Below are 23,287 nucleotides of genomic sequence, written 5' to 3' on the forward strand. Positions count from 1 at the left end.
CTCTTGCGTCACGTCAGGACGCAGTACGTCACAAAGGGGCGCACAACGCGCAAGATGCGATCAGCAGAGGATCCAGCCGGAGCTGGTGCTCCCCCCGCCGACCCGTCCCTTGACCCACACACAGCGCTGCCCCGCGTGCACCGTCACCGGCCCCGCGTGATGCGTGTAGCGGCCCTTGTCCCTGGCCGGGCGGTTGCCCCGGGCCTGGACGCTCACGGACATCGTCTTGCGGGCGCCGGGGCGCCTGGCGACGGTGACGGCGCAGACGTAGCCGCGGCTCTTGTAGACGACGACCTTGCCGGTGCTGAAGGAGAGGGTGCGCACCTTGTGCCCGGCGCAGCGTCCGGCCGACGCCTGGGCCTGCGCGGCACCCGCGCCCGCGACACCGAGCAGGACGGCAGCCGCAAGGACGACGGCGCCGAGCGCAAGGCTCCGCCGTATTCGACCACTGCTCACCGGTTTCCCTCCCGACACTTCCGCATCAGCGTACTGATGTACGGACGCGGTCCGCGGGGCGCCTGGTTGCGTACCCGCCCCCATTTGTTCGCCGGGTCAGGCCGCGGTCGGCTCCGCCTCGCCCACGAACGTCCGCCACAGCGTCGCGTACCGCCCGTCGAGCGCGAGCAGCTCCTCGTGCGTGCCGTCCTCCGCGACCCGGCCGTGGTCCATCAGGATCACGCGGTCCGCGCGGGCCGCCGTGGTGAGGCGGTGGGCGACGACCAGGGTGGTGCGCTTGCCCGCGATACGGTCCGTGGCCTGGTTGACCTGCGCTTCCGTGGCGAGGTCGAGGGCCGCGGTCGCCTCGTCGAGGAGCAGGATGTCCGGGTCGACGAGCTCGGCGCGGGCCAGGGCGATCAGCTGGCGCTGGCCCGCCGAGAGGTTGCGGCCGCGCTCGGAGACCTCGTGGAGGTAGCCGCCGTCCAGGGTGGCGATCATGTCGTGCGCGCCGACCGCGCGGGCCGCGGCCTCCACCTCGGCGTCGGTGGCGTCGGGCCGCCCGTAGGCGATCGCGTCGCGCACCGTGCCCGCGAAGAGGTAGGCCTCCTGCGGGACGACGCCGAGCCGGTGGCGGTACGAGGTCAGGTCGAGGGACCTCAGGTCCGTGCCGTCCACCGTCACCCGGCCGCCGGTCGGGTCGTAGAACCGCGCGACGAGCTTGACGAGCGTCGACTTGCCCGCGCCGGTCTCGCCCACGAAGGCGACGGTCTGGCCCGCGGGGATGTGCAGGCGCACGTCACTCAGGGCTTCTTCTTCGTCTCCGTACGCGAAGTTCACGTCCTCGAAGGCGATCTCGCCGCGCAGGGAGAGCACGTCGAGCGGCTCGTCCGCGGCCTCGGTGGAGGTCGGCTCCCGGAGCAGTTCCTGGATGCGGCCGAGCGAGACCGTGGCCTGCTGGTAGCCGTCGAAGACCTGGGAGAGCTGCTGGACGGGCGCGAAGAACAGGTCGATGTAGAGGAGGTAGGCGACCAGGGCGCCGGTCGTCAGCGTCCCCGCCTCCACGCGCCCCGCGCCGACCATCAGGACCGCGGCGGCCGCGACCGCCGAGAGCAGCTGCACGAACGGGAAGTAGATCGAGATCAGCCACTGCCCGCGGATACGGGCGCTGCGGTAGTCGGCACTGGCCTGCGAGAACTTCCTTCCGCCGGAGCGCTCGCGGCGGAAGGCCTGCACGATGCGCAGTCCGGCGACGGACTCCTGGAGGTCGGCGTTGACCACCGAGACGCGCTCGCGCGCCAACTCGTACGCCTTCACGCTGGAGCGGCGGAAGAAGAACGTGCCGATGATCAGCGGCGGCAGCGTCGCGAAGACGACGAGCGCGAGCTCCACGTCGATGACGACGAGCGCGACCATGATGCCGAAGAAGGTGACGACGGAGACGAAGGCGGTGACGAGTCCGGTCTGCAGGAAGGTGGAGAGCGCGTCCACGTCCGTGGTCATCCGGGTCATGATGCGCCCGGTCAACTCCCGCTCGTAGTAGTCGAGTCCGAGCCGCTGGAGCTGGGCGAAGATCTTCAGGCGGAGGGAGTAGAGCACGCGCTCGCCCGTCCGTCCCGTCATCCGGGTCTCGCCGATCTGCGCCGACCACTGGACGAGCACGGCGAGCAGCGCGAGCCCGGACGCCGCCCACACGGCGCCGAGCGCGAGCTGTGAGACGCCCTCGTCGATGCCGTGCCGGATCAGCACCGGAAGCAGCAGGCCCATGCCCGCGTCGATCGCGACCAGCAGCAGGGCGAGGAGCAGCGGCTTCCCGAACCCGGCGAGCAGGCGGCGCAGGCCGTACGACTCCTCCGGGGTGACCGCGCGTGCCTCGTCGACGCGGGGGGTGTCGGTGGCCGGGGGCAGCGCGTCGACCTGGGCAAGGAGCTCGGGCGTCGCGGGCATCCCGGCCATCGCGGTGTCCTTCGGCTCCCGGTCGCCGACCCAGAGCTGTGGGGTGATGCCGCGCTCGGCGTCGAACTCGGCGTCGAGTTCGTCGCGTACGGAGGTGTCCTCGGGGATCTCGACCGGGACCGTGCGGCCCGGCGAGACGCCGCCGAGCTCGTCCGGGTCGGTCAACAGGCGCCGGTAGAGCGCCGATCGCTCGGTCAGCTCCTCGTGCGTGCCGATGGCGGCGAGGCGTCCGCCGTCCAGTACGGCGATGCGGTCGGCGAGGTTCAGGGTGGAGCGGCGGTGGGCGATGAGGAGGGTGGTGCGGCCCGCCATGACGCCGCGCAGCGCCTCGTGGATCTCGTGCTCGACCCGCGCGTCCACCGCGGACGTCGCGTCGTCGAGAACGAGGAGGCGGGGGTCGGTGAGGATGGCGCGGGCGAGGGCGACGCGCTGGCGCTGGCCGCCGGAGAGGGTCAGGCCGTGCTCGCCGACGGTGGTGTCGTACCCGTCGGGCAGCTCGGCGATGAAGCGGTCGGCCTGGGCGGCGCGGGCCGCGGTCTCTATCTCCTCCTGGGTGGCTTCCGGCTTTCCGTACGCGATGTTGGCGCGGATGGTGTCGGAGAAGAGGAAGGAGTCCTCGGGCACCAGGCCGATCGCGGCCCGCAGCGAATCGGTGGTCAGCTCGCGCACGTCGTGGCCGCCGACGAGGACGGCGCCGTGCGTCACGTCGTAGAAGCGGGGCAGCAGCAGCGAGACGGTGGACTTGCCGCTGCCGGAGGTGCCGACGACGGCGAGGGTCTCGCCGGGCCGGATCTCGAAGGAGAGGCCGTCGAGGACGGGGCGGCTGTCCTCGTAGGCGAAGGAGACGTCGTCGAACTCGACGGTGGCCGGTGCGTCGGCCGGCAGTTCCTTCGTGCCGTCCTTCAGCGTCGGCTCGGTGTCGATGAGCTCCAGGACACGCTCGGCGCCCGCGCGGGCCTGCTGGCCGACGGTGAGGACCATGGCGAGCATGCGCACCGGGCCGACGAGCTGGGCGAGATAGCTGGAGAAGGCGACGAAGGTGCCGAGCGTGATCTGCCCGCGCACCGCGAGCCAGCCGCCGAGCGCGAGCATGGCGACCTGCCCGAGCGCGGGCACGGCCTGGAGAGCGGGCGTGTACTTGGAGTTGAGCCGGATGGTGCGCAGGCGCCCCGCGAAGAGCTTGCGGCCGACCTCCCTGAGCTTCCCGGTCTCCTGCTCCTCCTGGCCGAACCCCTTCACGACGCGTACGCCGGAGACGGAGCCGTCCACGACCCCGGCGACGGCGGCGGCCTGGGCCTGCGCGTACCAGGTGGAGGGGTGCAGACGGCCCCGGCTGCGCTTGGCGATGAACCAGAGGGCGGGGGCGACGGCGAGCGCGACGAGGGTCAGCGGGACGGAGAGCCACGCCATGATCACGAGGGACATGACGAAGAGGAGGATGTTGCCGATGGTCATCGGCAACATGAAGAGCAGGCCCTGGATGAGTTGGAGGTCGCTGGTCGCGCGTCCGACGACCTGCCCGGTGGACAGCTCGTCCTGCCGCCGCCCGTCGAGCTTGGTGATCGTCCCGTACATCTCGGTCCGCAGGTCGTGCTGGACGTCGAGGGCGAGGCGGCCGCCGTAGTAGCGGCGGATGTAGGTGAAGACGTAGACGAGGACGGCGGCGCCGATGAGGGCGCCGACCCAGGGGCCCATGTCGCGGGACTTGTCCCCGATGACGTCGTCGATGATCACCTTGGTGATGAGCGGGACGAGCGCCATGACGGCCATGCCGGCGAGCGAGGAGCCGAGCGCGAGCAGGACGTCCTTGGGGTACCGCCACGCGTACCCGGTGAGCCGTTTCCCCCAGCCGGATTTCTCCTGGGATTTCTCCGGGGATTCCTCCCGCTCGACCCCGCCCCGTTGCTCCACCACGTGCTGCCTCATCCCGTCGACCCGTCGACCTGACCTGCCGAGAGGCCCAACGCGGCGGGATGCGGATTTCATCCCGCCGCAACAAAGAGGGGTCTGAGGTCCTAGGACCCCGTCAGCTGCCGGGGACCGCCACGAACGCCTCCCGCGGTGCGGCCGTCGGCGTGTAGCGCTGGGACGCGGCGGTCCTGGGCGTCAGGTCCTTGTGGACGGCCTTGGCCACGCCCTGGATGGTGGCGACGCCGTAGTTCATGGTGCTGTTGCCGTGGGTGAGCACGGTGAGCGTGTAGTCGTGGCCGCCGCCCTTGAACGCGCCGATGCTGTGCACCCGCCAGCCGTGGGTCGCCCGCTGCAGCCAGCCGTTCTTGACGTGGATCTTGACGCCGGACGGCGCGCCCGCCGGGGTGCCCCAGCGCTGCGAGGAGACGACCTTGTTCATCAGCTTGAGGATGTAGGCGCGCGCGTTGTCGCTCAGGACGGAGTTCTTGGCGGTGATCAGGGCGAGGAGCTTCTGCTCGTCGGCCGCGTTGATCCGGGTCAGGCCCCAGTAGCCGCCGGACCCCGGCACGGTCTTCGTCATCTTGGCGGCCCTGAGGAAGCCATTGATCTTGCCCGTGCCGAGCTGGCGCCAGAGCTTGCTCGTCGCCGCGTTGTCCGACTTGGTGATCATGGCGTACGCGAGGTCCGACTCACGGGCCGAGAGCTTGCGGTCGGTCTTCTTCGCGTCCCACAGCAGCGCCGCGAGGACGGTCGTCTTGACGACGCTCGCCGAGTCGAACGAGGTGGTCGGGCGCAGGGTGCAGGTGGTCTTGGTGGTGCGGTCGTGCAGGCCTATCGCGACCGTGCCCTTGCGGTTCTTGAGCGCCGCCGTGATGTCCTTCGTGAGCTTGGCCGCCAGGCCGGCCTGTGCGGAGGTGCAGATGACCTTCGGTGCCGTCGCGGCGGCGGCGGGCGTGGCGATCGTGGCCGTACCGAGCGGCACGAGCACTCCGGCGGCAAGGCCCGCCGAAAGCACGCGGGCACGCCTGGATGTCCCGGATACCGGGTGAGTCATGGAGTTTCCCCATCCCCTTGGGTCCGTACAAGACCCTCGGGGCCCGTACAAGCGCGCCCCCCGGCGCACTCACCTCACATGACTCACCGGCACCCGTACATGGATGCACGAGTTTGAGAACAGATGACCGATCTGTAATCAGCCCGTGTCACGGCACCCGCCGGCTCAGAGGTGCGTCGGCTCGAACATCCGCAGCACCGCCGGGAGCACGACCACCGAGGGGCCGGGCTCCGCGAGGGCCTTCGCCAGGTCGTCGCGGAGGTTCTCCGGGGTCGTCCTGACCCCCGGCACCCCGAAGGATTCCGCGAGCGCCACGAAATCGGGGCGGGAGAGTTCCGTGGCCGTGGGCTCGCCGAAGGCGTCCGACATGTACTCCCGGAGGATTCCGTAGCCCCCGTCGTCCACGATCAGCCAGGTGACGGGCAGGCCATGCTGCTTGGCGGAGGCCAGTTCCGCGATGGAGTACATCGCGCCGCCGTCGCCCGAGACGGCAAGGACCGGCTTCGTGGGGTCGGCGGCCGCCGCTCCCAGCGCCGCCGGGAAGCCGTACCCGAGGCCGCCCGCGCCCTGTGCCGAGTGCATGGTGTTCGGGCGCCGCGCGTCGAAGGCGGACCAGGCCCAGTAGGCGAGGATCGTCATGTCCCAGAAGGACGGCGCCGCGTCCGGCAGGGCCTCGCGCACCGACGCGAGCACCTGCTGCTCCAGGGTGAGCTCCTGGGCGGCGATCCGGTCCTTCACACGGGAGAGGACCGTCCGCACCCGCTCGGGGGCCGTGGCGTCCTCCCGGGGGGCGTCGATCGTCTCCAGGAGCGCGGAGAGCGCGAGCCGCGCGTCCGCGTGGATGCCGAGCGCCGGGTGGTTGGACTCCAGCTTGCCCGCGTCGGCCTCGATCTGGATGACCCGGCCGCGCGGCTTGAACGTGTGGTAGTTCGAGGAGAGCTCGCCCAGGCCCGAACCGACCACCAGGAGGACGTCCGCGTCCTCCAGGAAGTCCGTGGTGTACCGGTCCTCCAGCCAGGACTGGAGCGACAGCGGGTGCTCCCAGGGGAAGGCGCCCTTGCCGCCGAAGGTGGTGACGACGGGCGCGTTCACCAGCTCGGCGAGCGCGAGCAGCTTGCCGCTCGCGTCCGACCGCACCACGCCGCCGCCCGCGATGATCGCCGGGCGCTCGGCCCGGGACAGCAGGTCGGCCGCCACCGCGGTCAGCTCGGGGCGCGGGACGACCTCGTCCGGGGTCGCGTCCATGGCCGTGACGACGGGCAGGGTCGTCTCCGCGAGCAGCACGTCCTGCGGGATCTCCACCCACACCGGGCCGTGCGGGGCGGTGAGCGCCGACTCCCAGGCCGCCGCGATGGCGGAGGGGATCTGCGAGGCCGTGCGGACCGTGTGGACGGACTTCACGATGTCGCGGAACGATGCCTGCTGGTCGCGCAGCTCGTGGAGGTAGCCGTGCCGGCCGCCGCCCAGGCCCGCCACCGGGATCTGGCTGCCGATCGCGAGCACGGGCGAGGACCCGGCCGCCGCCTCCTGGAGCGCGGCGAGCGAGGTCAGGGCGCCGGGCCCGGTGGAGAGGAGCAGCGGGGCCACCTCACCGGTGATCCGGCCGTACGCGTCCGCCGCGAAGCCCGTGTTGTTCTCCACGCGCAGGCCGACGTACGACAGGGACGAGCGCCGCAGGGCGTCGAACATGCCGAGCGCGTGCTGGCCGGGGAGGCCGAAGACCGTCGTCGCGCCGAGGCCCTGGAGGGTCTCCACGACGAGGTCGCCGCCGTTGCGCCCCTCGGGGGCGTTCAGGGCCGCCTCCCGCTGTGCGTCGGTGGGCCGCAGTACTACGTCGTGGTCGTGCGTCACTTGGCCGCGCTCCCCTCGGTGGCCTGACGGGCCTCCGCGATCTGGCGGGACATGATCGTCGTCAGCTCGTACGCGGTGTGCGAGGCGGCGACGGCCGTGATCTCCGCGTGGTCGTAGGCGGGGGCGACCTCGACGACGTCGGCCGAGACGAGGTTGCAGGAGGACAGGCCCCGCAGGATCTCCAGGAGCTCGCGCGACGTCATGCCACCCGCCTCCGGGGTGCCCGTGCCGGGCGCGTGGGCCGGGTCCAGGCAGTCGATGTCGATGGATATGTACAGCGGGCGGTCGCCGATGCGCTGGCGCAGCTGGTCGGCGACCTCGTCGGCGCCGCGGCGGTAGATGTCCGCCGAGGTGACGATGCCGAAGCCCATCTTCTCGTCGTCGGTGAGGTCCTGCTTGCCGTACAGCGGGCCCCGCGTGCCGACGTGGGAGAGCGCCTCGGTGTCGAGGATGCCCTCCTCGACGGCCCGGCGGAACGGCGTGCCGTGCGTGTACTCCGCGCCGAAGTACGTGTCCCAGGTGTCCAGGTGCGCGTCGAAGTGCAGCAGGGCGACCGGGCCGTGCTTCTTGGCGACCGAGCGGAGCAGCGGCAGGGCGATGGTGTGGTCGCCGCCGAGCGTCATCATGCGGGCGCCCGAGCCGAGGAGGTCGTCCGCGGCGGCCTCGATCGTCTCGACCGCCTCGTTGATGTTGAACGGGTTGGCGGCGATGTCGCCCGCGTCCGCGACCTGCGCGAGCGCGAAGGGGGATGCGTCCTGCGCCGGGTTGTACGGACGCAGGAGGCGCGAGGCCTCACGGATCGCGTTGCCGCCGAAGCGGGCGCCGGGGCGGTACGAGACGCCGGTGTCGAAGGGCACGCCGACCACGGCGATGTCCGTCTTGCCGCCCACCTCGTCGAGCCGGGGGAGGCGGGCGTAGGTCGCCGGGCCCGCGTACCGCGGGACGCGGGAGGAGTCGACCGGGCCGCGGGGGGTCGGGGTCTCGGCGCTGCTCATGGTCGGTTTCCTCCTGCTGGTACGAGTGTTGCTGTGCTGCTGGGACAAGTGTCGCGCGGCCCACTGACAGTGACGTCGGCAGCGGGCCGCGCGGAAAACTAGACGGTCACCGGAGTCTCCGGCTCCGCCTCCTCCGACCCCCGGCCCGCGAGCCGCTCGCGCCAGGCCGCGAGGACCCGGGCGTCGGTCGGCTTCGTGGCGAGGGAAACGACGACGTACACGGCCAGGGAGATCAAGAGGCCGTAGTAGATGGGTTCGTTGGCGAGGATTCCGTACCCCCACATGAGCCCGACGACGGAGAGACCGCCGGCGACGATGGCCGCGAGCGCGCCCTCGGCGGTGCCGCGCTTCCAGAGCAGTCCGCCGAGGATCGGCACCAGCAGACCGGCGACGAGCAGGTTGTAGGCGACGGTGAGGGCCTGGACGACGTCGTTGAGGGCGATGGCGATGCAGACGACGGCGATGCCCATGATCAGGATGAAGAGGCGGTTGCCCTTCACCTCGTCGTGCGGCTCGTCGCCCGCTCCTTCGGACTTCACGACCCCGCGCAGCCGCGACCAGATGTCGTTGTTGGCGACGGTCGCGCAGGCGATGAGCGCTCCGGAGGACGTGGACATCACGGCGGCGAGCGCGGCGGCGAGCACGAGACCCCGTACGCCCATGGGCAGTTCGTCCTTGACGATGGTCGCGAAGGCCGCGTCGGCGCTCGGCAGCTTCGGGTACATGACCTTGGCGGCCGTGCCGATGACGGCGCCCGCGATCGCGTAGACGAGACAGTAGGTACCGGCGACGGTGCCGCCGTAACGGGCGACCTTGTCGCTGCGCGCGGTGAACACGCGCTGCCAGATGTCCTGCCCGATGAGCATGCCGAACGTATAGATCAGGACGTACGTGAAGATCGTCTCGCCGCCGATGCCCAGCGGGTCGAAGTACTCGGTGGGCAGCTTGGCCTTCATCTCGCTGAAGCCACCGGCCTTGACGACCGCGATGGGAAGCAGCAGGAGCAGCACGCCGATGGTCTTCACCACGAACTGCACCATGTCGGTGAGCGTGATGGACCACATGCCGCCGAGCGTCGAGTACGCGACGACGATCGAGCCGCCGAGGATGATCGCGAGCGTGCGGTTCATGTCGAAGATGACGTCGAAGATCGTGGCGTACGCGATGGTCGAGGTGACCGCGAGCATCAGCGTGTACGACCACATGACCACTCCGGAGATGACGCCCGCGCGCCCGCCGTAGCGCAGGTCGAGCATCTCGGAGACGGTGTAGACCTTCAGGCGCGCGATGCGCGCCGAGAAGAAGACGCTGAGCGCGAGAAGACCGAGGCCGATCGTGAAGACCATCCAGGCGCCGGAGAGCCCGTACTGGTAGCCGAGGCCGACGCCGCCGATGGTGGAGGCGCCGCCGAGGACGATCGCGGCCATGGTCCCGGAGTACATCCACGGTCCGAGGCGGCGTCCGGCGACCAAGAACTCGCTCTTGGACTTGGCGCGGCGCATGCCCCACCAGCCCATGGCGAGCATGCCGGCGAGATAGACGACGATCACTGTGTAGTCGACGGCCATAGGGCCCTCCTTCGCGCACCTCGGTGGCGTGTCGTGCAGATGGGGGTGGGGGGGGTTGCAACCAGCCGCGGGGACATCCGCCCGTACCCGCGGCCTGGGGTCGGCACGACCTTAGGTGGCCGGAAAGCAACGCTGAAGTGTACGTTTCATCCACTCCTCGTGATCGATATGGATGGATCATCCACCGTGCCGGACCTCGCCCCCTCTCCCATCACTCCGCCGACCCCGCCCGTCCCCCTGACCGCGCTCCTGGCCCGCGAGGATCTGGGCCTGCGGCAGATCGCGGGCCCCGACGCCGGGGAGAGCGGGGCGGTCGTCCAGTGGGTGCACACCTCGGAGATGGCCGACCCGTATCCGTACCTCCTGGGCGGCGAGCTGCTGTTGACGGCGGGCGTGCACATCACCGACCCGGTGGGCGCGGGCGTGTACCTCGACGACTACGTGGCGCGGATCGTCGAGGCGGGCGGCGCGGCCCTCGGCTTCGGCGTCGCGCCCGTGCACGACACGGTGCCGCGCGCCCTGGTGACGGCCTGCGACCACTACGGCCTGCCGCTCCTCGAGGTGCCGCCGCGCACGACGTTCAGCGGGGTCGCCCGCGCGGTGTGGCAACTGGTGGCGGAGGCCAGGCATGCCGAGCTGCGCCGCGTGACCGAGGCACAGCAGGGCCTCGCCACGGCCGCCGCGCGTCCCGACCCGGTGCCCGCGGTGCTGCGCCAGCTCGCGGTGCGCCTGGGCGGCTGGGCGGCGCTCTACGCCCCGGACGGCACGGTGCTCCACACGGCGGGAACAGCTCCGGGAGCAGGGGCGCGGCAGGCGGTGCGCGAGCTCTCCGAAGTCGTGCGTCCCTCGGGGCGGCCCGGCCCCGCCCCCGCCTCCGCCACCGACTCCGTGGGCGGCGAGCACTTCGCCGCGTACGCGCTGGGCGGCGGGCAGGGGTTCGCGCTCGGGGTCGCCGCCGAGCAGCGCGAGCCGGGGGACCACACCATCACCGGGGTGGCCGTCGTGCTGCTCTCGCTCCTGACCGGGAAGCATCAGGGCGCCGCCGATTCCGTGCGGTCGGCGGCTCTCGTACGGCTGCTGCTCGGCTCGGCGGTGGGCGATGTGGCGCCTCTCCTGGGGGCCGAGGAGTGGACCGTGGTGCACGCGCGCGGGGGCGACGAGAACGACCCGGTGGCGCACTCCGTGGCCGCCTCCGCGCTGGCCGCCGCACTGGGCAGCGGCCTGGTGGACGCGGACGCGGGACAGGGCCTCGTACGGCTGCTGCTCCCCGCCGGCCGCGAGCTCGCCGGGGAACCGGGCTGGACCCTGGGCGTCTCCGCCCCCGCCGCCCCCGGGAACCTGCCCGCCGCCGACGCCCAGGCGGACCGCGCCCTGCGCCGTGCCGAGGCCACCCGCGCGCCGCTCGTCCGGCACCGGGAGGCGGGCATCGCGGCGCTGGTGTCGCCCGCCGAGGCCGCGGCACACGCGCGCGTGCTGCTCGCCCCGCTCGGCACCGGCGGTGCGCTCACGGAAACCCTGCGCACCTGGCTCTCCCTGCACGGCAGTTGGGACCGCACGGCCACGGCTCTGGGGGTCCACCGCAACACGGTCCGGCAGCGCATCACGCGGTGCGGGACGCTCCTCGCGGCGGACCTGGACGACCCTGATGTCCGCATGGAGCTGTGGTTCGCGCTGGGCCGCGAGAGGTGACGCGGGCGTACGGAGGGGCGCAACTCACAGGTCCAGGCTTCGGGACAGCCCGCCACCATCCGGTTACCGACGGCAGAATGGACCCCATGCCGATACCCAGCCGTGCCGCGCTCGTCGATCACCTCGTACGCTCCCGCATCGCGGGCGATGTCGCCACGCCGCGCGAGAACAACCTCAGCCACTACAGGAAGCTCGCGAACGGCGACCGTCACTACTGGCTCGGCCTGGAGCTCGGTGACCGCTGGACCGACGAGCAGGACGTCCTCGCGGTGATGGCCGAGCGGTGCGGTGTGATCGACGACGCCGAGTACCGGCACGGGCAGGACACCATCGACCCCGAGCTGACGGTCGACGCCCTGGAGCGGATGGCGGCGCGCCTGCGCAAGGCGGCGGCCGGCAAGGAGCGGGTCCTTTTCGCCACCGGCCACCCCGGGGGCCTGCTCGACGTGCACCGCGCGACAGCGGCGGCCCTGCGCTCGGCGGGCTGCGAGATCGTCGTCATCCCGGAGGGCCTCACCGCCGACGAGGGCATGGTCTTCCAGTTCGCGGACGTGGCGATGCTGGAGCGCGGCGCGACCCTCTGGCACACCCACTCCCCCGAGCCGATGAACGCGATCCTGGACGGCCTGGAGCGCGCGGGACGCCCGCTGCCCGACCTGGTCGTCGCCGACCACGGGTGGGCTGGACGGGCGGGCCAGCGCGGCGTCGACTCCGTCGGGTACGCGGACTGCAACGACCCGGCGCTGTTCATCGGCGAGGCCGAGGGCACCGTCCAGGTGACGGTCCCGCTGGACGACCACGTCACGAGCCCGCGTTTCTACGACCCCATGACGGCCTACCTGCTGGACGCCGCGGGCCTCACGCCGACTCCTTGAGTCACGGCCACGGGCTGAGCCCTTCCGTGCGGCGCTGGGCGAACCCGGGCGTGGGGTCCAGATAGACCCGTCGTACACCGGGAAAACGCTCGCGAAGCCGCCGTTCGGCCTGCTCGCAGGCCCACTCGATCTGTGCCGCCGTGGAGGCGTCCCGGAAGTCGACCTTGGCGGCGACCAGCGCCTCGCGCGGCCCCTGGAGCAGCGTCGTCAGCTCGAGCACGGCCTCGATGTGCTCGGAGGCGAGCAGCACCTCGCGGATCTCCTCGCGCATCGGTTTCGGCAGCGGCCGCCCGATGAGGAGCTGGGCGTTGCTGCGTCCGAGCACCCAGGCGACGTACAGGAGCAGCGCGCCGATGCAGAGCGAGGCCACGCCGTCCCACACGCCGGACCCGGTGAGCTGCCCGCCGAGCAGTCCGCCCGCGGCGAGCACGAGCCCGGCCAGGGCGGCGGAGTCCTCCAGGACCACGGCCTTCACGGCGGTGTCGGGCGTGTGGCGCAGATAGCGCCCGAAGGACGCCCCGAAGCGCGCCGCCTCACCGCGGGCCTGCTTGACGCCGGTACGCAGCGAGTAGCCCTCCAGGAGGAAGGCGATGGCTAGCACGACGTACGAGATGAGCGGGTCGCCGAGTTCCTCGCCCGCGACCAGGGTGTGGACGCCGTCGTAGATCGAGAAGACGGCGCCGCCGACGAAGGTGGCGACGGCCGCGAGCATCGCCCAGATGTAGCGCTCGGGGCCGTACCCCAGCGGGTGGTCCTCGTCGGCGGGCTTCTCGCTCCGTTTCAGGGCGGTCAGGAGCAGCACCTCGGTGACGGTGTCGGCCAGCGAGTGCGCCGCCTCGGAGAGCATCGCGCTCGACCCGCTGATGACACCGGCGACGGCCTTGGCGACGGCGATCCCGAGGTTGGCGACGGCGGCGACGATGACGGTGAAGGTGCTTTCGCCGCCGCTCTCGGGCGGCTCGGGCTGACTGCTGTCGACCGGCTCACTCATGTATCGGACGGTATGTCCGATCACCCGGGAACGCGAACGACGCCCTCCCGGATCAGCGCGGGACGCGAACGACGCCTTCCTGGATGACCGTCACCGCGAGCTGCCCGTCCTGGGTCCAGATCCGCGCCTGGCCGAGTCCGCGCCCTCCGGACGCCGAGGGCGACTCCTGGTCGTACAGGAGCCATTCGTCCGCCTTGAAGGGGCGGTGGAACCACATGGCGTGGTCGAGCGAGGCTCCGACGACGTCACCGACGGCCCAGCCGCCACGGCCGTGCGCGAGCAGCACCGAGTCGAGCAGCGTCATGTCGGAGACGTACGTGGCGAGGCAGACGTGCAGCAAGGACGCGTCGTTACCGCCGTCGAGCTTGCCGTTCGTGCGGAACCACACCTGGGAGCGCGGTTCGCGCGGCTGCCCGACCGTGGCCCAGGGCGGCGCGTCCACGTAGCGCAGGTCGACGGCAGCGCGGGCCTCGATCAGGCGCTCGGCGACGTGCGCCGGCAGGTGACGCGGCAGCATCTCCGCGGCGGTGGGGAGTGTCTCCGGGTCCGGTGCCGACGGCATGCCCGTCTGGTGCTCCAGGCCCTCCTCGTGCGTCTGGAAGGACGCGGAGAGGTGGAATATGGGCTGCCCGTGCTGAACGGCGACGACGCGGCGCGTGGTGAAGGAGCGGCCGTCACGGATCCGGTCGACGGTGTAGACGATCGGCGCGCCCGGGTCCCCTGCGCGCAGGAAGTACGCGTGCAGGGAGTGGGCGGGCCTCTCGGCGGGGACCGTGCGTCCTGCCGCCACCAGCGCCTGGGCGGCCACCTGGCCGCCGAAGACGCGCGGGACGAGGGCCGAACGGCTCACGCCCCGGAATATGTCCTCCTCGATCTGCTCGAGGTCGAGCAGATCGAGGAGTGACTCAAGTGCCTTGTTCATGAATCCAGTTCTACAGGGCGGTCTGCACAGGCCCGTGTCGTTGCCTGCCGCTGTCCTACAGGCCCATGTTCTTGGCGATGATCATCTTCATGACCTCGCTGGTGCCGCCGTAGATGCGGTTGACGCGGTTGTCCGCGTACAGGCGGGCGATGGGGTACTCGTTCATGAAGCCGTAGCCGCCGTGCAGCTGGAGGCACTTGTCGATGACGCGGTGCGCGACCTCGGTGTTGAACAGCTTCGCGGAGGCGGCCTCGGCGGCGGTCAGCTCACCGGCGTCCAGGGCCTCGAGGGCGCGGTCGGCGACGGCCTCGGCGGCGTCCACCTCGGCCTGGCAGGCGGCCAGCTCGAACTTGGTGTTCTGGAAGGAGGCGACCGTCTTGCCGAAGACCGTGCGGTCCTGGACGTACTCCTTGGCGAACCGGACGGCGGCCTTGGCCTGCGCGTACGCGCCGTAGGCGATGCCCCAGCGCTCGGAGGGGAGGTTGCTGCCGAGGTAGTAGAAGCCCTTGTTCTCCTCGCCGAGGAGGTCCTCGACGGGGACCTTGACGTCGACGAACGCGAGCTCGGCGGTGTCGGAGGTCTTCAGGCCGAGCTTGTCGAGCTTGCGGCCGATGGAGTAGCCCTCGGACTTGGTGTCGACGGCGAAGAGGGAGATGCCGTGGCGGCGGTCCTCGGCGGTGGGCGCCGACGTACGGGCGCAGACGATCACGCGGTCGGCGTGCACGCCGCCGGTGATGAAGGTCTTGGAGCCGTTCAGGACGTAGTGCGTGCCGTCCTCGGAGAGCTTGGCGGTGCTCTTCATGCCCGCGAGGTCGGAGCCGGTGCCCGGCTCGGTCATCGCCAGGGCCCACATCTCCTCGGCGGAGACGAACTTCTCCAGGTAGCGCTTCTTCTGCTCGTCGGTGGCGAGCGCCTTGATGTACGGCAGGGCGAGCAGCACGTGGACGCCGGAGCCGCCGAAGGTGACGCCCGCGCGGGCGGTCTCCTCGTACTGGATGGCCTCGAACTTGTGGGTGTCCAGGCCCGCGCCGCCGAACTCCTCGGGGACGTTGATGCCGAACAGGCCGAGCTCGGCCAGCTTGTAGTAGAACTCGCGCGGCACCTGACCCGCGGCGAACCACTCCTCGTGGACCGGGACGACCTCGGCCTCGATGAAGGCGCGCAGGGTCTCCCGGAACGCCTCGTGGTCCTCATTGAAAACGGTACGGCGCACGGAGAACTCCTTCGATACGGCACCAGGCTCGGCCAAGCGCAACACGACTAAGCGCTTGCTCAGAGCAACGTTACCCGCCGGTCACCGGACCGTCCAGAGAGAAGTCCTGTCGCTCCCGTCACGCCACCGCCGCCGCGAAGGCCCCGCGCGCGAGGCCGTGCAGCAACTGGGCCATGGCGCTGCGGCTCGGCAGCGCGTCGCGGCGGCTCAGGTGCGGCGTGGAGTTGAGCAGCCCGAAGACCGCGTGCACGCAGACGCGGGCGGCGTTCTCCGCGAGGTCCGGATAGACCTTGCGCACGACGTCGACCCAGATCTCCACGTACTGCCGCTGGAGCTGGCGGACCAGCTTGCGGTCGGTGTCCCGCAGGCGGTCGAGCTCGCGGTCGTGCAGGGTGATCAAGGAACGGTCGTCGAGGGCGAAGTCGATGTGCCCCTCGATGAGCGCGTCGAGCACCCGCTCCGGCGGTCCTTCCGTGTCGGCCACACATCGCTTGCCGCCGGCCAGGAGCTGCCCGCTGATGCCGACGAGCAGTTCGGCGAGCATCGCGTCCTTGCCCGCGAAGTGGCGGTAGAGACCGGGCCCGCTGATGCCGACGGCAGCCCCTATCTCGTCCACTCCGACTCCGTGGAAGCCGCGCTCGGCGAAGAGCCTGGCGGCTTCCCTGAGGATCTGCTCGCGACGGGTGGGGGCGTCGGTTCTGGTGGCCATGGAATCAATTCTAGACAGGGCGGTTAGCGCTCGTTAACCTGATGGAAACGCGTTAACGCTCATTAACCGGGCAAGGGGGCTCGACTGATGCTGCAGGCACCGGTGCTGACGACCGCGGCTGATCCCGCGTCCGAGGCATGGCGGACGAACGAGGCGGGGCACACCGCCCTCGTCGAGGACCTGCGGGCCAGGCTCGCGGCGGCCAGGCTCGGCGGCGGCGAGCGGGCCCGGGCCCGCCATGTCGCGCGCGGCAAGCTGCTGCCCCGCGACCGCGTGGACGCCCTGCTCGACCCCGGCTCACCCTTCCTGGAGCTGGCACCACTGGCGGCCGACGGGTTGTACGGCGGGGACGCACCGGCCGCCGGAGTCATCGCCGGCATCGGCCGGGTCTCCGGGCGCACCTGCGTGATCGTCGCCAATGACGCCACCGTCAAGGGTGGCACGTATTACCCCATGACGGTGAAGAAGCATCTGCGGGCCCAGGAGGTCGCGCTGGAGAACCGCCTCCCCTGTCTGTATCTGGTGGACTCGGGCGGCGCCTTCCTGCCCATGCAGGACGACGTCTTCCCGGACCGCGAGCACTTCGGGCGGATCTTCTACAACCAGGCGCGGATGTCCGGTGCGGGCGTCCCGCAGATCGCCGCCGTGCTCGGCTCGTGCACGGCGGGCGGGGCGTATGTCCCCGCGATGAGCGACGAGGCCGTGATCGTCCGCAATCAGGGGACGATCTTCCTCGGCGGACCGCCCCTGGTGAAGGCCGCGACCGGCGAGGTCGTGACGGCCGAGGAGCTGGGCGGCGGCGAGGTCCACTCCCGGGTCTCCGGCGTGACGGACCACCTCGCCGAGGACGACGCGCACGCGCTGCGGATCGTGCGCACGATCGTCTCCACGCTCCCCGAGCGCGGTGAACTCCCCTGGTCGGTCCGGACGGTCGAGGAACCCAAGGTCGACCCCCTCGGGTTGTACGGGGCGGTGCCGACGGACTCCCGCACCCCCTATGACGTCCGCGAGGTCATCGCGCGCGTGGTCGACGGCTCGCGTTTCGCCGAGTTCAAGGCGGAGTACGGCCAGACGCTCGTGACCGGCTTCGCCCATGTGCACGGCCACCCGGTCGGCATCATCGCGAACAACGGCATCCTGTTCTCCGAATCCGCCCAGAAGGGCGCCCACTTCATCGAGCTGTGCGACCAGCGCGGCATCCCCCTCGTCTTCCTGCAGAACATCTCCGGCTTCATGGTGGGCCGGGACTATGAGGCGGGCGGCATCGCCAAGCACGGCGCCAAGATGGTGACGGCGGTGGCCTGCACGCGCGTGCCGAAGCTGACGGTCGTGATCGGCGGTTCGTACGGCGCGGGGAACTACTCGATGTGCGGCCGGGCGTATTCCCCGCGCTTCCTGTGGATGTGGCCGAACGCCAAGATCTCCGTGATGGGCGGTGAGCAGGCCGCCTCGGTCCTCGCGACCGTCAAGCGCGACCAGTTGGAGGCGCGGGGCGAGGAGTGGTCGGCGCAGGACGAGGAGGCCTTCAAGGACCCGGTCCGCGCCCAGTACGAGGAGCAGGGCAACGCGTATTACGCCACGGCCCGGCTGTGGGACGACGGTGTGATCGACCCCATGGAGACCCGGCAGGTCCTCGGCCTCGCCCTGACCGCCTGCGCCGAGGCGCCGCTGGGCGAGCCCGGCTTCGGCGTCTTCCGGATGTGAGGGGCGGACGATGAGCGACTTCCAGCAAAGGACCATCCCGGGGAGAGGGACGATGTTCGACACGGTTCTGGTCGCCAACAGGGGCGAGATCGCGGTCCGCGTCATCCGGACGCTGCGCGCCCTCGGCGTGCGCTCGGTCGCCGTCTTCAGCGACGCGGACGCGGACGCCCGGCATGTGCGGGAGGCGGACACGGCCGTGCGCCTGGGCCCGGCCCCGGCCGCCGAGAGCTATCTCTCGGCCGAGCGGCTGCTCGAAGCGGCGGCCCGCAGCGGCGCCCAGGCCGTCCACCCGGGGTACGGCTTCCTCGCGGAGAACGCCGAGTTCGCACGGGCCTGCGCCGACGCCGGGCTCGTCTTCATCGGCCCGCCCGCCGAGGCCATCTCCCTGATGGGCGACAAGATCCGCGCCAAGGAGACGGTCAAGGCCGCCGGGGTCCCGGTGGTCCCCGGCTCCTCGGGCAGCGGCCTGACCGACGCCCAACTGGCCGATGCCGCCCGGGAGATCGGCATGCCGGTGCTGCTCAAGCCGTCGGCGGGCGGCGGCGGCAAGGGCATGCGCCTCGTGCGGGACGCTTCCCTGCTCGCGGACGAGATCGCCGCCGCGCGGCGCGAGGCGCGGTCCTCCTTCGGTGACGACACGCTGCTCGTGGAGCGCTGGATCGACCGCCCCCGGCACATCGAGATCCAGGTCCTCGCGGACGGCCACGGGAACGTGATCCACCTCGGCGAGCGCGAGTGCTCGCTCCAGCGCCGCCACCAGAAGATCATCGAGGAGGCCCCCAGCGTCCTGCTCGACGAGGCCACGCGCGCGTCCATGGGCGAGGCGGCGGTCCAGGCGGCACGCTCCTGCGGCTACGCGGGCGCGGGCACGGTGGAGTTCATCGTGCCGGGCAAGGACCCGGCGTCGTACTACTTCATGGAGATGAACACCCGCCTCCAGGTGGAGCACCCGGTGACGGAGCTGATCACCGGCCTCGACCTGGTGGAGTGGCAGCTGCGGGTCGCCGCCGGCGAGGAACTGCCGTACGGGCAGGACGACATCACCCTCACCGGGCACGCGATCGAGGCCCGCGTCTGCGCGGAGACTGTGTCTGTTAAAGCGGGTTCGCGCGGCTTCCTGCCGTCGGGCGGCACCGTCCTCGCCCTGCACGAGCCGCAGGGCGACGGCGTGCGGACCGACTCGGGGCTGAGCGAGGGCACGGAGGTCGGGAGTCTGTACGACCCGATGCTGTCGAAGGTCATCGCGTACGGCCCCGACCGCCCGACCGCCCTGCGCAAGCTGCGGGCCGCGCTCGCGGAGACGGTCACCCTGGGCGTACCGACGAACGCCGGGTTCCTGCGGCGCCTCCTCGCCCACCCGGCGGTGGTGTCCGGGGAGCTGGACACCGGCCTCGTGGAGCGCGAGGCGGACGGCCTCGTCCCCGAAGGGGTGCCCGACGAGGTGTACGAAGCGGCGGCAGCAGTCCGCACCGCCGCCCTCGAACCGACCGGTGACGGCTGGCGTGACCCCTTCTCGGCCCCGACCAACTGGCGCCTCGGCGGCACCCCGGCCCCCCTGACGCACAGCCTGCGCGTGCCGGGACACGAGCCCGTGGCGCACATCGCGGGCGAGGGCCCCCGCACCGTGGAACCCGGCCGCGTCACGGTCCACGTGGACGGCGTCGCCCACACCTTCCACCGCGCCGCCGACTGGCTCGGCAGGGACGGCGACGCGTGGCACGTCCAGGACCACGACCCCGTGGAGGCGAGCCTCACCGGCGCGGCCCACAGCGGTGCCGACGCCCTCACGGCCCCCATGCCCGGCACGGTCACGGTCGTCAAGGTGTCCACCGGCGACCACGTGACCCAGGGGCAGAGCCTCCTGGTGGTGGAGGCGATGAAGATGGAGCACGTCATCTCCGCCCCGCACGCGGGCACCGTCAGCGAACTCGACGTCACGCCGGGCTCGACCGTCGCCATGGACCAGGTCCTGGCCGTGGTGATCCCCGACGAGACCCCGCAGGAGGAGAAGTGACGCCCCCCGTTTCGCTCCCGATGGCCGTGCCCTCCCCGGACCTCCCGCGCCGCGTCCGTATCTACGAGGTGGGTGCACGGGACGGCCTGCAGAACGAGAAAGCGGTCGTCCCCACCGAGACCAAGGCGGAGTTCATCCGCCGCCTCGCCGCGGCGGGCCTCACGACCGTCGAGGCGACCAGCTTCGTGCACCCCAAGTGGGTGCCCCAACTGTCCGATTCCGAGCAGTTGTTCCCGCTGGTGCGGGACCTCGCGCAGGACGGAGGGACGAAGCTCCCCGTCCTGGTGCCGAACGACCGGGGCCTCGACCGCGCGCTGGCGCTCGGCGCCCGCGACATCGCGGTCTTCGTCAGCGCCACGGAGTCCTTCGCCAAGGCCAACCTGAACCGCACCATGGCCGAGGCGCTCGCCATGTCGGAGCCGGTCGTGGCCCGCGCCCGCGAGCGGGAGGTGCGGGTGCGCGGCTATCTCTCCATGTGCTTCGGCGACCCGTGGGAGGGCCCGGTGCCCATCGCCCAGGTCGTCCGCACCGCGAAGGCGCTCCTCGACATGGGCTGCGACGAGCTGAGCCTCGGCGACACCATCGGCGTGGCCACCCCCGGTCATGTCCTCGCCCTGCTCACTCAGTTGAACGAGGAGGGTGTGCCGACGGACCGCATCGGCGTGCACTTCCACGACACGTACGGCCAGGCGCTCTCCAACACCCTCGCCGCCCTGCAGCACGGCGTGCGCACGGTCGACTCATCGGCGGGCGGCCTCGGCGGCTGCCCGTACGCGAAGAGCGCCACCGGCAATCTCGCCACCGAAGACCTCGTGTGGATGCTCGACGGCCTCGGCATCGAGGCCGGCGTCGATCTCGGCAAGCTCACCGCCACCAGCGCGTGGATGGCCGAACAACTGGGCCGACCCAGCCCCTCCCGCACCGTCCGTGCCCTGTCGGGCACCTCCCACCAGGAGCAGTGAAGAACGATGGACCACCGTCTGTCCCCCGAGCACGAGGAACTCCGCCGCACCGTCGAGGAGTTCGCGCACGAGGTGGTCGCCCCCAAGATCGGCGACCTGTACGAGCGCCACGAGTTTCCGTACGAGATCGTCCGCGAGATGGGCCGCATGGGCCTGTTCGGCCTGCCCTTCCCCGAGGAGTACGGCGGCATGGGCGGCGACTATCTCGCCCTGGGCATCGCCCTCGAGGAGCTGGCCCGGGTCGACTCCTCGGTGGCGATCACCCTGGAGGCGGGCGTCTCGCTCGGCGCCATGCCGATCCACCTCTTCGGCACGGACGAGCAGAAGCAGGAGTGGCTGCCCCGGCTCTGCTCCGGTGAACTCCTGGGCGCCTTCGGCCTGACCGAGCCGGACGGCGGCTCGGACGCGGGCGGCACCCGCACGACCGCGGTACTCGACGGCGACGAGTGGGTGATCAACGGCTCCAAGTGCTTCATCACCAACTCCGGCACGGACATCACTGGCCTGGTCACGGTCACCGCCGTCACCGGCCGCAAGCCGGACGGACGGCCGCTCATCTCCTCGATCATCGTGCCGTCCGGGACGCCCGGGTTCACGGTCGCCGCTCCGTACTCGAAGGTCGGCTGGAACGCCTCGGACACCCGCGAGCTGTCCTTCGCGGACGTCCGGGTGCCCGCGGCGAACCTCCTCGGCGAAAAGGGCCGCGGCTACGCCCAGTTCCTCCGCATCCTCGACGAGGGCCGGGTTGCGATCTCCGCGCTCGCGACGGGCCTCGCACAGGGCTGCGTCGACGAGTCCGTGAAGTACGCCAAGGAGCGGCACGCCTTCGGCAAGCCGATCGGGGCGAATCAGGCGATCCAGTTCAAGATCGCCGACATGGAGATGCGGGCGCACATGGCCCGGGTCGGCTGGCGGGACGCGGCGTCGCGCCTCGTCGGCGGCGAGTCCTTCAAGAAGGAGGCGGCGATCGCGAAGCTCTACTCCTCCACGGTCGCCGTCGACAACGCCCGCGAGGCCACCCAGATCCACGGCGGGTACGGCTTCATGAACGAGTATCCGGTGGCCCGCATGTGGCGGGACTCCAAGATCCTGGAGATCGGCGAGGGCACCAGCGAGGTGCAGCGCATGCTGATCGCCAGGGAGCTGGGATTCGCGGGATAACCACCCCCGCGTCGGGGAAGGCGCCCGCGGGGGCCACTGGACAGCACCTTAGGTTAGGTTAACCTAAGCGCTAGTTCCGGCCAGTGGCCCCACCGTGCCGCCGTCCTCACGAAAGCAGAGACCCTCATGCCCCACTCCCGCCTCCCCCAGCCCTCCCGCCGCGGCATCCTCGCCGCAGGCGGAGCCCTCGGCCTGACGGCCCTGCTGGCAGCCTGTGGAGACGAGAAGAAGGACAACTCGGGCGCTGCGGACTCCGGCGACTCCGGCCCCTGGAGCTTCAAGGACGACCGCGGCACGACCGCCAAGGCCAAGGGCACCCCGAAGAACATCGTCGCCTTCACCAGCGTCGCCGCCGCCCTCTTCGACTACGGCATCGAGGTCAAGGGCGTCTTCGGCCCGACGAAGACCAAGGACGGCAAGGCCGACGTCCAGGCCGGCGACATGGACGTCAGCAAGGTGACGATCCTCGGCAACGAATGGGGCAAGTTCAACATCGAGAAGTACGCGAGCCTCGCCCCCGACCTCCTCGTCTCCACGATGTTCGACGACGCGGGCACGCTCTGGTCCGTTCCCGAGGAGAGCAAGGACAAGATCCTCAAGCTCGCCCCGAGCGTCGGCGTCAGCGTCTACGACCGCAAGATGACCGAGCCCCTCCAGCGCCTGCTCGCACTTGCCGAGTCGCTCGGCGCGGACGTGAAGGCCGAGAAGGTCGTCAAGGCGAAGAAGCGCTTCGAGGCCGCGGCCGAGCGGCTGCGCAAGGTCGCCAAGGCGAACAAGGACATCAAGGTCCTCGTCGGCTCGGCGAGCCAGGACATCTTCTACGTCTCCGGGACGAACCTCTCCGCGGACCTGGAGTACTTCAAGTCCCTCGGCGTGAACTTCGTCGAGCCGTCCGAGGCCGCCAAGAAGGCGAGCGGCGGCTGGTTCGAGAACCTCAGCTGGGAGAACGTCAACAAGCACGACGCGGACATCATCATGATGGACAACCGCACCGCCACCATCCAGCCCGCCGACATCGAGAAGCCGACCTGGGCGAAGCTGCCCGCGGTCAAGGCCGGCCAGGTCATCCCCCGCGTCACCGAGCCCATTTACTCGTACGACAAGTGCGCCCCGATCCTCGAGGACCTCGCCGACGCGATCGAGAAGGCCAAGAAGGTCAGCTGACCTCTCCGCACGACCGACAGCCCTCTCCGCATTCCGGAGAGGGCTGTTCCGTTTTTCTGCCTCTTGGTGACCGGAGGGACCCCCTGGGTTTAACCACAAGGGTAGTTAGGTTA

17 protein-coding genes are annotated in these 23,287 nt (G+C 71.1%); 7 read left to right on the forward strand and 10 right to left on the reverse strand.

Annotated features, from left to right (window positions below):
• Nucleotides 1–60: 60 nt before the first annotated feature.
• From ACWD02_RS03145 to ACWD02_RS03170, 6 genes are all read right to left on the reverse strand, one after another.
• Nucleotides 61–456: a hypothetical protein gene (locus ACWD02_RS03145; RefSeq protein WP_451203850.1), complete on the reverse strand. Its 396-nt coding sequence runs from the start codon at nucleotides 454–456 to the stop codon at nucleotides 61–63.
• Between the two features lie 96 nt (nucleotides 457–552).
• Nucleotides 553–4,317, reverse strand: coding sequence for an ABC transporter ATP-binding protein (locus ACWD02_RS03150; RefSeq protein WP_451203852.1), 3,765 nt, complete (start codon nucleotides 4,315–4,317; stop codon nucleotides 553–555).
• Between the two features lie 100 nt (nucleotides 4,318–4,417).
• Nucleotides 4,418–5,356 carry a serine hydrolase gene (locus ACWD02_RS03155; RefSeq protein ID WP_451203854.1) on the reverse strand — a complete coding sequence of 313 codons (939 nt, stop codon included), beginning with the start codon at nucleotides 5,354–5,356 and terminating at the stop codon, nucleotides 4,418–4,420.
• A 165-nt stretch (nucleotides 5,357–5,521) separates the two neighbouring features.
• Entirely contained in the window at nucleotides 5,522–7,207 is a 1,686-nt protein-coding gene (locus ACWD02_RS03160; RefSeq protein WP_451203855.1) for a thiamine pyrophosphate-binding protein, read from the reverse strand.
• The gene (speB, locus tag ACWD02_RS03165; protein WP_451203857.1) at nucleotides 7,204–8,202 is read right to left on the reverse strand and encodes an agmatinase; all 999 of its coding nucleotides are present in this window, start codon (nucleotides 8,200–8,202) and stop codon (nucleotides 7,204–7,206) included. The genes ACWD02_RS03160 and speB overlap by 4 nt, the downstream gene beginning before the upstream one ends.
• Before the next feature lie 98 nt (nucleotides 8,203–8,300).
• Complete coding sequence (locus ACWD02_RS03170) at nucleotides 8,301–9,770, reverse strand: sodium:solute symporter (RefSeq protein WP_451203859.1); 1,470 nt, start codon at nucleotides 9,768–9,770, stop codon at nucleotides 8,301–8,303.
• Nucleotides 9,771–9,938: 168 nt separating this feature from the next.
• On the opposite strand from ACWD02_RS03170, the gene ACWD02_RS03175 reads away from it, so the two are divergent.
• Both ACWD02_RS03175 and ACWD02_RS03180 read left to right on the forward strand, forming a co-directional pair.
• Complete coding sequence (locus tag ACWD02_RS03175; protein ID WP_451203861.1) at nucleotides 9,939–11,459, forward strand: PucR family transcriptional regulator; 1,521 nt, start codon at nucleotides 9,939–9,941, stop codon at nucleotides 11,457–11,459.
• 86 nt (nucleotides 11,460–11,545) lie between these two features.
• Entirely contained in the window at nucleotides 11,546–12,334 is a 789-nt protein-coding gene (locus ACWD02_RS03180) for a phosphatase (protein ID WP_451203863.1), read from the forward strand.
• 1 nt (nucleotide 12,335) lies between these two features.
• On the opposite strand, the gene ACWD02_RS03185 is transcribed toward ACWD02_RS03180, so the two are convergent.
• The 4 genes from ACWD02_RS03185 to ACWD02_RS03200 all read right to left on the reverse strand — a co-directional run bounded on the left by ACWD02_RS03185 (nucleotide 12,336) and on the right by ACWD02_RS03200 (nucleotide 16,169).
• Nucleotides 12,336–13,325 carry a cation diffusion facilitator family transporter gene (locus ACWD02_RS03185; RefSeq protein ID WP_451203865.1) on the reverse strand — a complete coding sequence of 330 codons (990 nt, stop codon included), beginning with the start codon at nucleotides 13,323–13,325 and terminating at the stop codon, nucleotides 12,336–12,338.
• Between the two features lie 52 nt (nucleotides 13,326–13,377).
• The gene (locus ACWD02_RS03190) at nucleotides 13,378–14,247 is read right to left on the reverse strand and encodes an acyl-CoA thioesterase (protein ID WP_451203867.1); all 870 of its coding nucleotides are present in this window, start codon (nucleotides 14,245–14,247) and stop codon (nucleotides 13,378–13,380) included.
• A gap of 55 nt (nucleotides 14,248–14,302) precedes the next feature.
• Nucleotides 14,303–15,460 carry an acyl-CoA dehydrogenase family protein gene (locus ACWD02_RS03195; protein WP_451203869.1) on the reverse strand — a complete coding sequence of 386 codons (1,158 nt, stop codon included), beginning with the start codon at nucleotides 15,458–15,460 and terminating at the stop codon, nucleotides 14,303–14,305.
• 118 nt (nucleotides 15,461–15,578) lie between these two features.
• On the reverse strand, nucleotides 15,579–16,169 hold the full coding sequence (locus ACWD02_RS03200; protein ID WP_451203871.1) for an SACE_7040 family transcriptional regulator: 591 nt from the start codon (nucleotides 16,167–16,169) through the stop codon (nucleotides 15,579–15,581).
• An 87-nt stretch (nucleotides 16,170–16,256) separates the two neighbouring features.
• Here ACWD02_RS03200 and ACWD02_RS03205 point away from each other — a divergent pair, with 87 nt between their 5' ends.
• The 5 genes from ACWD02_RS03205 to ACWD02_RS03225 all read left to right on the forward strand — a co-directional run bounded on the left by ACWD02_RS03205 (nucleotide 16,257) and on the right by ACWD02_RS03225 (nucleotide 23,174).
• Entirely contained in the window at nucleotides 16,257–17,873 is a 1,617-nt protein-coding gene (locus tag ACWD02_RS03205; RefSeq protein ID WP_451203873.1) for a carboxyl transferase domain-containing protein, read from the forward strand.
• 52 nt (nucleotides 17,874–17,925) lie between these two features.
• Nucleotides 17,926–19,887 carry an ATP-binding protein gene (locus ACWD02_RS03210; protein ID WP_451203875.1) on the forward strand — a complete coding sequence of 654 codons (1,962 nt, stop codon included), beginning with the start codon at nucleotides 17,926–17,928 and terminating at the stop codon, nucleotides 19,885–19,887.
• Nucleotides 19,888–19,907: 20 nt separating this feature from the next.
• On the forward strand, nucleotides 19,908–20,849 hold the full coding sequence (locus tag ACWD02_RS03215; RefSeq protein WP_451204375.1) for a hydroxymethylglutaryl-CoA lyase: 942 nt from the start codon (nucleotides 19,908–19,910) through the stop codon (nucleotides 20,847–20,849).
• Nucleotides 20,850–20,855: 6 nt separating this feature from the next.
• Entirely contained in the window at nucleotides 20,856–22,010 is a 1,155-nt protein-coding gene (locus ACWD02_RS03220) for an acyl-CoA dehydrogenase family protein (RefSeq protein ID WP_451203877.1), read from the forward strand.
• 126 nt (nucleotides 22,011–22,136) lie between these two features.
• The gene (locus ACWD02_RS03225) at nucleotides 22,137–23,174 is read left to right on the forward strand and encodes an ABC transporter substrate-binding protein (protein ID WP_451203879.1); all 1,038 of its coding nucleotides are present in this window, start codon (nucleotides 22,137–22,139) and stop codon (nucleotides 23,172–23,174) included.
• The last annotated feature ends 113 nt before the right edge of the window (nucleotides 23,175–23,287 follow it).

It is taken from the genome of Streptomyces sp. NPDC002853, from assembly GCF_053591915.1.